We start from the raw sequence: 14,271 nt of genomic DNA, 5'->3' as shown, positions 1-14,271 counted from the left end.
ACCGTGTTGTTCGAAAATGCCTGAGGTCACGGCTTCGTCGCTTGCGAAACGCAGGTAATTGTGGCCTCTCTGACTGCATATTTGATTGTTCGCGAGGACGACGACCATGCGCCCGATTGCCTTGATGTTTGCCGCGCTCACGATCCTGGCAGGTGCCGGCCAGGCCCACGCCCAGTTCTTCGATTCCCGCGGCTATCAGTCCGAAGCCCCGAGCTTCTTCGGCGGCGGCGGCGCAAGCCCGATCCCGCGCACCACCGTCAACTACCCGACCAGCTACGCCCCCGGCACCGTCGTGGTGAACACCAGCGAGCGCCGGCTCTACCTGGTTCTCCCCAACGGCCAGGCCCTGCGCTACGGCATCGGCGTCGGCCGCGACGGCTTCCGCTGGGGCGGGGTGCACAAGATCACCGCCAAGAGGGAATGGCCGGACTGGACGCCCCCGTCGCAGATGCTGGCCCGCCGGCCCGACCTGCCGCGCCACATGAAGGGCGGCGTCGACAATCCGCTCGGCGCCCGCGCGATGTATCTGGGCTCGACGCTGTACCGCATCCACGGCTCCAACGAGCCGGAGACGATCGGCCAGGCGGTCTCCTCGGGCTGCTTCCGCATGACCAATGACGACGTCACCGACCTCTACAGCCGTGTCGCGGTCGGCACCACGGTGGTGGTGAAGAACAATTGATCGCGTCGATTTCAACGGAACCAGGCGCCGCCATTCGGCAAGATCGCTGATCCCGCCTTGCGCTGCCGCAAACCTTGCGGCAGCGTTGTCACAATGCCCCAGCACCGTCCTTCGATCCTCGTCCTTATCGCCGCAACGCTCGCCGCTTGCCTCGCTGATGCCGCGCTGCCCGCGGCCGCCACCGAGGTACCGGCGATCGCCGCGCGCCAGCGCGCCGAGAAGAAGAGCTTCACCGACGGCGAGATCATCGAAGGCTTCCTGAAGACGGCATTCGGTGCCGAGTATCACCTCGCTGGCCGCGTCGACCGCATCCGCAAGTTCGACGGGCCGGTGCGCGTGTTCGCCGAGAGCGACCGCGCCGATCGCAAGACGCAGCTTGCAAAAGTCGTGGCCGATATCGCCCACCGCGTGCAGCATCTCGACATCGCCATGACAGACACCAACGAAGCGGCGAATGTGCGGGTCAAGCTGGTGCGCGACCGCGATCTCTACCGCACGATCGCGACCTTCTACGGCCAGGATCGCGCCAGGGAGATCCGCACCTCGCTCGACCCACAATGCCTGTCCGGCTTTCGCAAGAACGACGATTTCGAGATCGAGCATTCCGACGTCATCCTCACCGTCGACAACGGCGATTTCGTCTTCCTCGACTGCGCCTATGAGGAGCTCCTGCAATCGCTCGGACCCATCAACGACACCGCGAGCGTGCCGTGGACCATGTTCAACGACAACGTCTCGATGGGCTATTTCGACGTCTACGACCAGTACATCCTCAACCTGCTGTACGACCCCCGCATCAAGGCAGGCATGACCGTGGCCGAGGTCAAGGCGGTGCTGCCCGCCGTGCTCGCCGACGTCCGCGCCTGGGTGGCGAAGGTGAACCATCTGGAGTGAGTTGCGGCTTTTTTTGGTGCGCAATGCTCGTCGCGCACAACACCGTCGTCCCGGCCCCCGTGCGCAAGTGCGCACTAGGTGGTGTTGACACTTATCGCATCCATAGGACGATTGCAGCGAGCGTGACGATGGCTCGGTAATTTCGGGCGGTCTTTTCGAAGCGGGTTGCGACGCGACGGAACTGCTTGAGCTTGCTGAAGCAGCATTCCACGAGGTGGCGCTGGGCATAGAGATGCTTGTCGAGCGGATGTTTGAGGGCTCGCGAGGGGTTGTTGGGGATGACGGCGATCGCGCCTTTGGCTGCGATGGCCTGGCGCAAATGATCGGCGTCATAGGCTGCATCGGCCATGACGACCTCGGCGGGCAATCCCTCGATCAACGTGGCGGCTTGCGGGGCATCGCCCTTCTGGCCTGCGGTGAGGGTGAACCGCACGGGACATCCCAAACCTCGAACGGCCATATGTATCTTGGTGCTCAAGCCGCCGCGCGAGCGCCCGATCGCTTGATCTTCAGACCCCCTTTTTTTGCCCCGGCGGCGTGCTGATGCGCCCGGACGATGGTGGAATCGACGATCAAATATTCGAAGTCCGGATCATCGGACATCGCCTCGAAGATCCGCAACCAGACACCCTTGGTGCTCCATCGACTGAAGCGCCGGAACACGCTGTTCCAATCCCCAAACGCCTCCGGAAGATCACGCCAGGGAGAGCCCGTGCGAACGATCCAGAGCACCCCTTCCACGAACATCCGGTTGTCGCGTCCGGTCGAACCTTTCTGGTCGGGCCGGCCAATGATGAGCGGCGCCATGCGCTCCCAAGCCGCGTCGCTCAACACCAAACGATCCATCACACCCAAGGCCGCCTCCCAAAAGAAGCCTTGAATCTGATTTGGCCTCAAAAGGGAATCCCTAGAGTCCACAACGCCTAGGCCGGGACGACACTGGGTTTGTTGCGCCGCTTGTGAATCACGCAGCCGCGTTCTCGCGGCATGAGCGTGCGCTCTCCCCAATCGTCGTCCTGGCGAAAGCCAGGACCCATAACCACCGCACTTGATAATGAACGAGATCGCGGCCACAGCATCGCGCAACGATTGACATTTGGGGTAATGGGTCCGGCTTTCGCCAGGACGACGGCGGTGGATGGTCCTCGATTCATAATGACGAACACGCGGTATCATTACCCGCGCATGCACGTGATCCAGTATTCCAGAGGCCTCTGAGTTCAATCCGATAGACTGCGGCGTAGTGGACAACCCGGACAAGCCGGGCGATGACAGATGAGGATGAGCATATAGCTTCGCATTTTCGCGACATGTTTTGCCCGAGCTTTGCATCTCGTTCCGCCCTCTCCTCAAGGAGGGCGCAGGGAAAGCCGGGTCCCGATCGCACCCATGGGTCCCGCGTAACAAAAACGCGGGAGGTAGGACCACAGGTGCAACCGGGAACAACCCGGCCTTTCCTGCGCGATGGGTTACGGCTTATACGTGCTCTCCCCGGTGAGACTGGGCTTTGTGGTCACCGTCTCGCGAAGATGCTTCGTGCCTCGCTTCGCCCGAGGTCCGCGCGCGCACCGAAGGCATGGTCGCGTGGCGGCCGTCCTGACTTCTCGCATTGGTTGTATTATAATCGCATGACAATGCACGACGCAGGTCGGATGCGCGCCAAAAAAGTGTGCTATAAGCGTGCGCGATGATCGAGCTTCCCCGTACCCAGGCCTTGCGTTGCTTCATCACGGTTGCCCGTGAGGGCACGGTATCGCGCGCAGCGGCGATGCTGAAACTGACCCAGCCCGCGGTCAGCCTGCAACTGAAGGCACTCGAGGAAAGCACCGGGCTGCAGCTGTTCAACCGCACCCCTGCCGGATTCACCCTGACCGAGGCCGGCGCCGCGCTGCTGCCGCTGGCGCACCGGGCGGTCGCGGCCGCCTCCGATTTCAAGGCGATGGCGGACTCGCTGAACGAGGCACAGCGCGGCACGCTGCGCGTCGGCACCATCCTCGACCCCGAATTCACCCGGCTCGGACCGTTCGTGCGCAGCCTTGCGATGTCCTCGCAGCGCACCGAAGTCTTCCTGCGCCATGGCGTGAGCGACGACGTGCTGGCGCAGATCGGCCGCGGCGAGCTCGACGTCGGCTACTATGTCGACGCCACGCCTCAGGACCAGCTCGTCCATCACAGCTTCACCGAACGGACCATCGCCGACGGCCGCTACCAGCTCGCCCCGCTGCTTTGCTACGACTACCGGGTGATCGCACCGATCGCCTGGCGCGACCGGGTGATGGGCAAGGGCTGGGTCGAGCTCGCCGAGCTGCCCTGGCTCGCGACACCGCCGCACTCCGGCCACCGGCGGCTGCTCGACGACATCTTCCGCCCGCTCGGCGCATTGCCGAAGCGAATCGGCTACACCGACCAGGAAGAGGCGATGATCGACTTCGTCGAATCCGGCCTCTGCCTCAGCCTCGCCCGCGACAACGTGCTGGCGCCGCGGATGGCGCGGCCGCATCAGTTCGTGGTCGCCGACAAGGTGAAGCTGACCTGCGATCTCTCCTTCGCCAGCCTCGCCGCCCGCCGCCAGGAGCCGGTGATCGCGCACGCCTTCGCGAGCGTGCGCGCGGTGTGGAATATCAAGCCGGCAATCGCCGGCGCCGGACCGACGCGGACACGGAAGGTTGCGAAGAACGTGTGACGCGGACGCTCGGCTTAGGCCGCGACGACCAGCGGTCTCGTCATCTCCGCCATGGTCGGCACCAGCGACGGCGCTTCGCAATCCTGCAGAGCGAGCTCGTCGACGAGCTTGCGCAGCCTTGGCGGCAGATCGGCGTAATCGCCGCGCAGGGCATGGCGCAGCCGCTCGCCAATCTCTTCGCAGATAGCGCGCGCGTGCTCGGACGCAATCGGATGAGGCTCAATCATGGACGTGGACCGCCGGCGATGACTGCGCGCCGTCCCACCGCACTTCCGCAACCACGGATCCCGCATGTGCACATGCGATCAAGACGAGGATCCGAACAATGCTGAACATGGTTCGTACTCCCTTTTCCTGTCCTTCAATAACAGCAGGTCGTTGCCGCCCGATTAGGGAAACTGGTTCTCACGGCCTTTAAGGGATTGGTAAACGCGAGGTTCATGGCGGGCGGAGCCCGTTCAAGAGCTCCGGACGGCGTCGGCCTCGCCATTCCCGTTCGCCGTTCCGGCACTCCAGCCGATCAGGGCTGAACTCGAGCAGGCGCAGACCCTGCCCGCGTCGCCCAATGTCCCCAATCAGGGGGACAGACGGATCGGGCGGAATCGATATGATGCGCGAGCGGACGGCGGTCGGCTATCATCGGCCGCAGATAAAAAAACCTGCTGGGAGGATTTGTAATGAAGCTGGCCATGGCCGGACTGTTGACATTTGCGAGCGCGATCCTGGTCGCGCCGGGCGCGCGTGCCGACATCAAGGTCGGCGTCGTGGTGTCCGGATCCGGACCGGGCTCGGCGCTCGGCCAGCCGCAGATGCGCACCATCGCCGCGCTGCCGAAGGAGATCGGCGGCGAGAAGGTGACCTATATCGCGCTCGACGACGAGTCCGACCCGACCAAGGGCACGCAGAATGCGCGGCGCCTGGTGATCCAGGACGGCGTCGATATCCTGATCGGCTCCTCGCTCACCCCGGTGACCATGCCGATGCTCGACGTCGCCGTGGAGAGCAAGACGCCGATCATCTCGCTCGCGGCGGCGACCGCGATCGTGCAGCCGATGGACGACCGCCGCCGCTGGGCGTTCAAGGTGGTGCCCAATGACGACCTGATGGCGGCGGCCGTCCTGAAATACATCGCTAAATCCGGCATCAAGACGCTCGGCTATATCGGCGTCTCCGACGGCTATGGCGAAGGCTATTACAAGGAGGTGTCGCGGCTCGCCCCTCAGCTCGGCCTCACCGTGACGACGCATGAGGTCTATGCGCGCGCCGACACCAGCGCGATGGGCCAGGCGCTGAAGGTAATCGCGACCAATCCGGAAGCGGTGTTCATCGCCTCCGCCGGCACGCCCGCCGTGCTGCCGCAGGAGGCGCTGCGCAGCCGTGGCTATGCCGGCAAGATATTCCAGACCCATGGCGTGGCCTCGGAGGAGTTCATCAAGCTCGGCGGCGCCAATGTCGAGGGCGCGATCTTCACCGGCGAGGCCTTCACCATCGCCGACGATCTGCCGGCGAACGATCCGTTCCGCCAGGTGCGCGACGAGTTCGTGTCGTCCTACGAGAAGGCCAACGGGCAGAAGCCGAACATCTTCGGCGCGCATCTGTGGGACGCCGTCACGCTGTTCAAGCGGGCGGCGGCGAATGCGCTGAAGACCGCAAAGCCCGGCACGGCGGAATTCCGCGCCGCGCTGCGCGACGAGCTCGAGCGCGGCAAGGACGTCTACCTGAACAACGGCCTCTCGACGATGAGCCCGACCGATCACAACGGCTATGACGAGCGATCGGCGTTCCTGATCAAGGTCGAGGGCGGCAAGTTCCGGCTGGTGAAGTAGGACGTAGGCCCGTCAGCCAGCAAAGCCGTAGCCCGGATGAGCGAAGCGACATCCGGGGCGACTTACCCGCATGTCGCTTCGCTCATGCGGGCTACGTGCTTCGCCGTCACACCTTGCCCTTGCCAGATCCGCAGATGCCCTTCAGCGCCTGCCATTCGGCCGAGGACAACAGCGGCGGACCGTCGGGCCGGCTGGCGGCATCGGCCTTGTCCATGCGCGCGAGGCGGTCCTCGGTCAAGGGGTGGCTGGAGACGAGCGAGAGCCCCTTGCCGCCCTCCTTGCCGGTGACGCGAAACATCAGTTCGCCCATCGGCTTGGCCGGACGGCCGAGTTTGTGCATGGTCTCGATCGCGAAGCTGTCGGCGTTGGTCTCGGCGTCGCGGGAATAAGACGACGTCACCAGCGAGCGCGAGGCGAAGATCAGCGCGCCGGAGCCGGTGACATCGCCGAACAACAGCCCGATCAGGAACGAGGTGCCGCCGTTGTGGATCAACTCGCGCATGCTGTCGCGGTGCCGGAGATGGCCGAGCTCATGCGCCAGGACGCCGGCGATCTCGTCGGGGTTCTCGGCTTTCTCCAGCAGCCCGTCGAACAAATAGACCTTGCCGCCGGGCAGCGCGAAGGCGTTCGGCACCGAGGTCGGCAGCACGCCCGACTGCACCGACGTATCGAAGCCTGCGGACTGCCGCAACTTGCCGACCAGCTTCGCGAAGGCCGCCTGGCCGGCCGGATTGCTGCACGGCTTGCCGTCGAACAGCACCTTGACTTGCGCCTCCGCGACATCGCCGATGCGACGCTCGAACGAGTCGGGCACCAGCGGCGTCAGCCGCTCGGCGGCGAGCGGCACGCCGAACAGCACCACCAGCACAATCGACACCGCGGCCGCGAGCGACCAGCCGACGATCGCGGCGACACCCCTGCGGTTCGGCAAATCCGCCTCGAGCGTGTCGCAGCGCGCGACCAGCGCGGCGATCAGCCCGGCGTCGCGGATGTCGAGCCGCGCCAGAGGCGGTGCGGTCAGGCAGCTCAGCCGCAACAGGCCGGACGGGCTGTCGGCGCGGCGGATGTCGTGAAACGCCCAGCGCGCGAGCAGCGCGCCGTCTTCACGGATCTCCAGTGAGTCGGACAGTTTGAGCGCGACGATGCGCCGCCGGTTCGACACGCCGTCGAAGAAGACACCGCCGGGAGCCGGCGCCGCTGCAGAATTGGTCTGGCCGGAATCGGATTCCATGTAGCTAGAAGCCCCCGACGTCGAGGCCGTCGGCAAAGCCTTCGCCGAGCGCGTTGGCGAGCTCGCCGCGCGCGGTGACGTTGGCCGCCGCCCCGATGTTGTGCACGATTGTCGAGGACAGCACCCGGACCCAGAGATCGCGCATCAGATAGACGCGCAACACCACGTTCAGCGCCAGCGCAAAGGCGAGATAGCCGATGCCGAGCAGCACGATCAGCGGAATGCTCCTGGCGAACGCCTCGGTCCTGAAGAAGTCCGCGATCGAGGAGCCGTCCATGCTGGCGACCAGCAAGGTGCCGAGCGCGAGATAGGCCGCGAACACGACGCCGAGCAGCACGACCCAGCCGATCACCTTCCAGTACAGGCCGATCAGCGCGCCGCGGCGGAGGGTGGATTCCAGCCTCACTTCGCCGAAGCGGATTCCCGACAGCCACCAGCGCCACTCGACCGCCTTGAACGCGGCATAGGCGAACGGGGCGAAGATCGTGCTGTAGAGCGCGAACGGCATCAGGACCCAGAGCCACCAGCCCCGCTTGAAGAACTCCCAGCCGCGGCCGTCGAACGAGCCTTGCAGATCGCCGTAATAGGAGTGCCGCATCTTGTAGCGTTCGAGCGCCGCCTCGCGCCACGGCAGCGCGAGGCCGAGCGTGATCACGACCAGCACGCCCCAGAGCGAGGCCTTGAGCGAATAGGCCCAGCCCGAGCCGTCCATCCAGAACCGCACGCCGCGCCAGACCGTACGCGTCAGCCGGTAGCGCCGCGCGCGAAAGATCGCGAACTGGCCGAACAGGTAGAAGAAGGCGACCAGCGGCAGCGAGGCGAACGCCTTGAAATGCTCGGACTCGATGCCGATCAGAAAGTAGGCGAGGTAGATCGGCACCAGGATCGCGAGCGCGACCAGGAAGCCGATCAAAAGCTCCTTGCCCCGCCCGGTATATTCGGCTGCATCGCCGTCGATCGCAGTGTTGGCCCACAGATGGCGGCGAATGTCGGTGACCAGCCAGAACCGGTAGAAGCCGAAGGTGACGAGCTCGAGCCCGGCGCCGCGCGCGACCAGGCGGAAGAACTCCTTCCGGTTCCCTGAAAACGCCACCGGCATCGGTGGCGGAGCCGGTTGCGGAGGCGGCTGCGGCGGCCCCAGCGGGGTCCAGCTCATGTCGTTCACGGGATGGCTCCTGGCGGGACAATCTCTGGGTATCAAAAGCACAGATTTGTCGTCGCGAGTGTGATCCAGGTTTCACACAAGGTCGAGATCGCGGGGCGATTTTTGGCGGGATGCGGTTGGCCATGCCTTAACGGCAATGCCGGAAAGCGCGCAGTCCTGGATCGACCGCCGGCGTCGAACCCCAGGGCTGCAATGACATACTTAACGATCAGGCGATCGAGGCGAAGACGCCGCCGCAAAGCGAGGAAACCGGAGCGATGACCAGATGGATCTTGTCGGCATGCTTCCTGGCGCTCACGGCAGCTCCGGCTGCTGCCGTCGACGTGCGGCTGGATTCCTATCGCAATCCCAAGAGTGAGAATTTCCGCATCTTCAATCATATGTACCTGGACGGGGTCAGGGGCGGCCTGATGGCCTCCAATGCCTGGCTGAAACGGCATGGCGGCCAATTGTTGTTCTGCATGCCCGACGACCTCGCACTGAGCAGCGAGCAGACCGAAGAGATCATGCTCAAGTCCGCCGACAAGCGCTCGGCGAAAGGTGAGATGGTGATCGCTCTCCTGCTGCTGTGGGGCATGCAGGACACCTACCCCTGCGAAAAACCCGCCGGCGAGAAAACCGGCAGTCAATAAACGGCGCCCGCACCATTCGCAGGCCGCCGCCCGCCCCAATCAAACGCCGTTTCAAAAGGGCGTGGTCGCGGCCGCGGCCCCTTCCCCACCGGAAAAGCCCGGATTCGGCCGCTTTGGCCTGACATCAATGCGGCCAAATGCGCGTCGAGAGCCCTTGCGCAAACCGCGGAATGAGAATGTAATTCGGTAAAACATGCCGCGCCGGCCATGCCCCGGCAGCTCAAACGGTTGAGGAGCCGCTCATGCACGGGACCATCGATCTCGCCGACAACACGAATCTGGACGCCGCACGCGAACGCGCCAATTCGCTTGCGCTTTCGGACTACGATCCCGGCAATCCCGAGCTGTTCAGGACGGATGCGTTCTGGCCCTATTTCGATCGCCTGCGCCGGGACGATCCGGTGCACTACTGCAAGGACTCGATGTTCGGGCCGTATTGGTCGGTGACGCGCTACAACGACATCATGGAGATCGAGACCAACCATGCGGTGTTCTCCTCGGCCTCCGCGCTCGGCGGCATCACCATCCGCGACATCGATCCGGATTTGCGCCGCGAAAGCTTCATCGCGATGGACCAGCCGCGTCATTCGGCGCAGCGCAAGACCGTGGCGCCGATGTTCACGCCGACGCATCTGGACAATCTCGCGATCAACATCCGCAAGCGCTCGGCCGAGTGCCTGGACAACCTGCCCCGCGGCGAGGTGTTCGACTGGGTCGACCGCGTCTCGATCGAGCTGACGACGCAGATGCTGGCGGTGCTGTTCGACTTCCCCTGGGAAGACCGCCGCAAGCTGACGCGCTGGTCGGACATCGCCACCACCATTCCCGGCCCCGACGGCCTCGTCGCCACCGAGGACGAACGAATGACCGAGCTGACGGAATGCGCGGCCTATTTCTCCCGCCTCTGGAAGGAGCGCATCGAGCAGCCGCCGAAGAGCGATCTGTTGTCGATGATGGCGCACAGTGCCGCCACGCGCGACATGGACGCCAGGAACTTCCTCGGCAATCTCATCCTTTTGATCGTCGGCGGCAACGACACCACCCGCAACACCATGTCGGGCTCGATCTACGCGCTGAGCCAGCATCCGGAGCAGTATCGCAAGCTGCGCGAGAACCCTGATCTGCTCGACAGCTTCGTGCCCGAGGTGATCCGCTGGCAGACGCCGCTCGCGCATATGCGGCGCACGGCGCTCTCCGACTTCGAATTCCGCTGCAAGCAGATCAAGAAGGGTGACAAGGTCGTAATGTGGTACGTTTCGGGCAACCGCGACGAAGAGGTGATCGAAAAGCCCTATGATTTCATCATCGATCGCGCCCGCCCACGCACGCATCTCTCCTTCGGCTTCGGCATCCACCGCTGCGTGGGCCTCAGGCTCGCCGAACTCCAGCTCAAGATTATTTGGGAAGAAATTCTCAAGCGTTTCGACACCATCGAGGTGGTGGACGAGCCGCAGCGGGTGTATTCCAGCTTCATCAAAGGCTACGAGACGCTGCCAGTGCGCATCGCCGCCTGACGCGTCGCGAGCCAACCGGGATCGAACAACCATGAACGTCCAGACCGCCATCCGTGCCGACCGGGCCGAGTTGCTGCGCCAGGCCCGCGAGGAAGCGTATTCGACACCGCTCAAGGACTTCCACCCCGGCGCGCCCAGGCTGTTCCAGGACGACACGCTGTGGCCGTGGTTCGAGCGGCTGCGCAAGGAAGAGCCGGTGCATTACTGCACCAACGCGCCGATCGAGCCGTACTGGTCGGTGGTGAAGTACAACGACATCATGCATGTCGACACCAATCACGGCATCTTCTCTTCGGATTCGAAGCTCGGCGGCATCTCGATCCGCGACGTGCCGGAAGGCTACGATTATCCAAGCTTCATCGCGATGGACCAGCCCCGGCATTCGGCGCAGCGCAAGACGGTCTCGCCGATGTTCACCCCTCAGCATCTGGACGAGCTGGCGAGATTGATCCGGCAGCGCTCGCAGACCGTGCTGGACAATCTGCCGCGCAACGAGACCTTCAACTTCGTCGAGCGCGTCTCGATCGAGCTGACGACGCAGATGCTGGCGACGCTGTTCGACTTCCCCTGGGAAGAGCGGCGCAAGCTGACGCGCTGGTCCGACGTCTCGACCGCGCTGCCCAAGAGCGGCATCGTCGCCTCCGCCGAGGAGCGCCGCCGCGAGATGGACGAGTGCTACGCCTACATGTCGAAGCTGTGGAACGAGCGCGTCAACTCCGCGCCGCGCAACGACCTGCTGTCGCTGATGGCGCACAACGAGGCCACGCGCCACATGGACCCCGACAACCTCATGGGCAACATCATCCTGCTCATCGTCGGCGGCAACGACACCACGCGCAACACCATGACCGGCTCGGTGCTGGCGCTGAACGAGAATCCCGAGCAGTACGACAAGCTCCGCGCCGATCCGGCGCTGATCGATTCCATGGTGCCCGAGGTGATCCGCTGGCAGACGCCGCTCGCACATATGCGGCGCACCGCGCTTGCGGACACCGAGATCGGCGGCAAGCACATCAGGAAGGGCGACCGCGTCGTGATGTGGTACGTCTCGGGCAACCGCGACGAGGAGATGTTCGAGAAGCCGAACGAGTTCATCATCGACCGGCCCCGGCCGCGCACCCACCTCTCCTTCGGCTTCGGCATCCACCGCTGCGTCGGCATGCGGCTTGCCGAATTGCAACTGCGGATCGTCTGGGAAGAGATGCTGAAGCGGTTCGACCGCATCGAGGTGGTCGGAGAGCCGAAGCGGATCTATTCGAGCTTCATGCGCGGCATCGAGAACCTGCCGGTGCGAATCCCGGGCTGACGCGTCCGACGTCGGATATTCTGCTAATGTCGGAAAAGCGAGGCGCTTGGCCACAAACGCGATCAGTGCGCGTCTGTTGGAAAGCGGTTTCCCGCCGCGATGCATGAGCCGCAGCGCAGACCTGCACGGCGGATCCCCGGCGCCCGCCTCACCGTCGTGCCGAACGCCAAGCACCTCGTGCAGGAGGACGCTCCGGAGGCGATTGTCGGAGCGGTGCTCGACTTCTGGCAAGAGCAGCGGAGCCGTCACGCACGCTAGCTCGCGCACGGTCGTCTGAATGCAGCTCCGGACTATCTGGGAAGAATTGCTGAAGCGACGCATCAAGGCGGCCGGGCCGCCAATGGGGCTCCTGCGGCTTCATGCGCATAGAGAACCCTCCGGTGCTGATCCTTGCTGAACCTAGATAGTTCTTGGCCACCACCGCGATCGGCCCTATGTCTTTGCCGGGCGGTTGATGCGCCGCGTCTTGCAGTATGGGCCAGTTGACGGAACATGAACCGAAAAGAGCGGCGTGCGGCCGGTAAGCAACGGGACGCGTCCAGCAAAAACGCACCAGCCTTCGTCTCTGCGGGCGTCAGCATTGCCGATCTTGCCATCGAGGCCAGCCGCTTCTACGGGATGCGCCGCTTCAACGAAGCGCAGGAGATCTGCCGGCAAATTCTCGCCCGTGAGCCGGCCCATGTGCAGAGCCTGAATCTTCTCGGCCTGATTGCGCAGGCATCCGGCGAGCACCGCGCCGCGGTGAAGATGTTCGCGAAGGCGATTGCTGCGGACGAGGTGAACGCCGCCTGCCACTACAATGCCGGCAACTCGTACCAGACGCTGGGCAACCGCAGCAAGGCGGCCGCGCATTTCAGCAAGGCGCTTGCGCTCGGCATGGATGCGAGGGCGGTCGGCTTCATCCTGCAGAGCCCGACCGTCACCAGCTATGTCGGGCGGATTGCCGGCAAGTGGCCGCTACCGGTCACAAGCGCCGAATTGTTCGGCAGCGAGGGCGTCGCCCCGCTCGCGAACGACCTGTTCCTGCGCTGCGCGATGGAAACGACGACGCTGGCGAGCATGCAGCTTGAGGTGCTGCTCGGATATGCGCGGGCCGAGCTGTTGCGGCTCGCGAGCAGGCCGGATCAGGATGAAGTCGACGACGATATCGTAGCCTTTGCGTGCGCGCTCGCGCGGCAATGCTTCATCAACGAATATGTCTATGCGCAGACCGCGGCGGAAAGCGAAGGCGCGAGCGCGCTGCGCGACCGGTTGCTGCCGGACCTGGCATCAGCCGCTGCGATCACGCCGCTCACGCTGGCCGTTGTCGCCGCTTACTTCCCGCTTCATGCCCTGCCCGCGGCGGACGCGCTGCTGCGCCGGGATTGGCCCGCGGCCACGGCCGGCCTGCTCAAGATGCAGCTTCGCGAACCCCGCGAGGAGATGGAAGAGCGCTGCGCTATTGCAGCGCTCACTCCGATCAGGAACGACATATCCGTCGAGGTGATGCGCCAATACGAGGAAAATCCCTATCCGCGCTGGACCGTCAACCCGTTGACGGCCTTCGCAGCGGATCGGGCGCAGGGACGGACCGTCGCAACCGCGGACCAGCGAGCCGAACGGGATATCCTAATTGCCGGCTGCGGCACCGGCTCGCATGCGATCCAGATCGCGCAGGTCTATCCCAACGCCCGCTTGCTCGCGGTCGACATCAGCATGACCAGCCTCGCCTATGCGCGCCGCAAGACGCGGGAGCTAGGCTTGTGCAACATCGAGTATGCGCAGGCGGACATCCTGGAATTGGCCTCGATCGATCGCAGCTTCGACAGCATCGAGTTGGTCGGCGTGCTGCATCATCTTGCCGACCCCTTGGCCGGCTGGCGCGTTCTGGTCTCGCTGCTGCGGCCGGGCGGCGCGATGCGCATCGGGCTCTACAGCGATCTGGCGCGCCGCGTCATCGTCGAGGCTCGCGATCGCATCGCGGCGCGCAATTATCGCGCCACCGCCGACGACATCAGGCGTTGCCGGCAGGATATCTTCCGTGAAGCTGACAAATGGAAACCCCTGATCGGCGCCAAGGATTTCTACAGCATGAGCGGCTGCCGCGATCTGCTGTTCAACGTCATGGAACATCGGCTGACGATTCCGGCGATCGCGGCATTCCTGAACGAGCATGGCCTGTCGTTCGAGGGGTTCGAGCCGTTTGACGATCCGGCGGTGCTCGAACAATTCCGCAAGCAGTTTCCGGGCGCGGCCGATGAGGCCAATCTCGATCAGTGGCACGGCTTCGAGGTCGATCATCCCGAGACGTTCTGGGACATGTACGTGTTCATGGCGAGCAAGAGCACGCGATGAGGGC

At 64.5% G+C, this 14,271-nt stretch carries 11 protein-coding genes and 1 pseudogene; 8 read left to right on the top strand and 4 right to left on the bottom strand.

Features of this window, described 5'->3' with window-relative positions; all coding sequences use genetic code 11:
- Window positions 1-106: 106 nt before the first annotated feature.
- Together RX327_RS08620 and RX327_RS08615 are read left to right on the top strand one after the other, a co-directional pair.
- Complete coding sequence (locus RX327_RS08620; RefSeq protein ID WP_317250039.1) at window positions 107-682, top strand: L,D-transpeptidase; 576 nt, start codon at window positions 107-109, stop codon at window positions 680-682.
- Window positions 683-775: 93 nt separating this feature from the next.
- Window positions 776-1,576 carry a DUF2927 domain-containing protein gene (locus RX327_RS08615; protein WP_317250038.1) on the top strand — a complete coding sequence of 267 codons (801 nt, stop codon included), beginning with the start codon at window positions 776-778 and terminating at the stop codon, window positions 1,574-1,576.
- Between the two features lie 91 nt (window positions 1,577-1,667).
- On the opposite strand, the pseudogene RX327_RS08610 reads toward RX327_RS08615, so the two are convergent.
- Window positions 1,668-2,383, bottom strand: a pseudogene (locus tag RX327_RS08610) (IS5 family transposase).
- Between the two features lie 880 nt (window positions 2,384-3,263).
- On the opposite strand from RX327_RS08610, the gene RX327_RS08605 reads away from it, so the two are divergent.
- Window positions 3,264-4,259, top strand: coding sequence for a LysR family transcriptional regulator (locus tag RX327_RS08605; RefSeq protein WP_028334981.1), 996 nt, complete (start codon window positions 3,264-3,266; stop codon window positions 4,257-4,259).
- Between the two features lie 14 nt (window positions 4,260-4,273).
- Here RX327_RS08605 and RX327_RS08600 read toward each other — a convergent pair whose 3' ends face one another.
- The gene (locus tag RX327_RS08600; protein WP_028334980.1) at window positions 4,274-4,486 is read right to left on the bottom strand and encodes a hypothetical protein; all 213 of its coding nucleotides are present in this window, start codon (window positions 4,484-4,486) and stop codon (window positions 4,274-4,276) included.
- A gap of 450 nt (window positions 4,487-4,936) precedes the next feature.
- On the opposite strand from RX327_RS08600, the gene RX327_RS08595 reads away from it, so the two are divergent.
- The gene (locus RX327_RS08595; RefSeq protein WP_028334979.1) at window positions 4,937-6,085 is read left to right on the top strand and encodes an ABC transporter substrate-binding protein; all 1,149 of its coding nucleotides are present in this window, start codon (window positions 4,937-4,939) and stop codon (window positions 6,083-6,085) included.
- A 106-nt stretch (window positions 6,086-6,191) separates the two neighbouring features.
- On the opposite strand, the gene RX327_RS08590 is transcribed toward RX327_RS08595, so the two are convergent.
- Window positions 6,192-7,316 (bottom strand): M48 family metallopeptidase, encoded by a 1,125-nt coding sequence (locus RX327_RS08590; RefSeq protein ID WP_317250037.1) that lies wholly within the window; start codon window positions 7,314-7,316, stop codon window positions 6,192-6,194.
- 4 nt (window positions 7,317-7,320) lie between these two features.
- Window positions 7,321-8,472, bottom strand: coding sequence for a DUF898 family protein (locus RX327_RS08585; protein ID WP_410712178.1), 1,152 nt, complete (start codon window positions 8,470-8,472; stop codon window positions 7,321-7,323).
- 266 nt (window positions 8,473-8,738) lie between these two features.
- On the opposite strand from RX327_RS08585, the gene RX327_RS08580 reads away from it, so the two are divergent.
- The 4 genes from RX327_RS08580 (at window position 8,739) to RX327_RS08565 (ending at window position 14,267) form a co-directional block, all read left to right on the top strand.
- Window positions 8,739-9,113 (top strand): hypothetical protein, encoded by a 375-nt coding sequence (locus RX327_RS08580; protein WP_028334976.1) that lies wholly within the window; start codon window positions 8,739-8,741, stop codon window positions 9,111-9,113.
- A gap of 242 nt (window positions 9,114-9,355) precedes the next feature.
- Window positions 9,356-10,627, top strand: coding sequence for a cytochrome P450 (locus RX327_RS08575; protein WP_317250035.1), 1,272 nt, complete (start codon window positions 9,356-9,358; stop codon window positions 10,625-10,627).
- Window positions 10,628-10,658: 31 nt separating this feature from the next.
- Window positions 10,659-11,933 (top strand): cytochrome P450, encoded by a 1,275-nt coding sequence (locus tag RX327_RS08570; protein ID WP_317250034.1) that lies wholly within the window; start codon window positions 10,659-10,661, stop codon window positions 11,931-11,933.
- A gap of 492 nt (window positions 11,934-12,425) precedes the next feature.
- Window positions 12,426-14,267 (top strand): class I SAM-dependent methyltransferase, encoded by a 1,842-nt coding sequence (locus tag RX327_RS08565; protein ID WP_317250033.1) that lies wholly within the window; start codon window positions 12,426-12,428, stop codon window positions 14,265-14,267.
- Window positions 14,268-14,271: the final 4 nt, after the last annotated feature.

The organism is Bradyrhizobium sp. BEA-2-5, assembly GCF_032918025.1.
GTDB lineage: Bacteria > Pseudomonadota > Alphaproteobacteria > Rhizobiales > Xanthobacteraceae > Bradyrhizobium > Bradyrhizobium pachyrhizi.
This window is presented reverse-complemented; position numbering and strand designations above follow the sequence as displayed.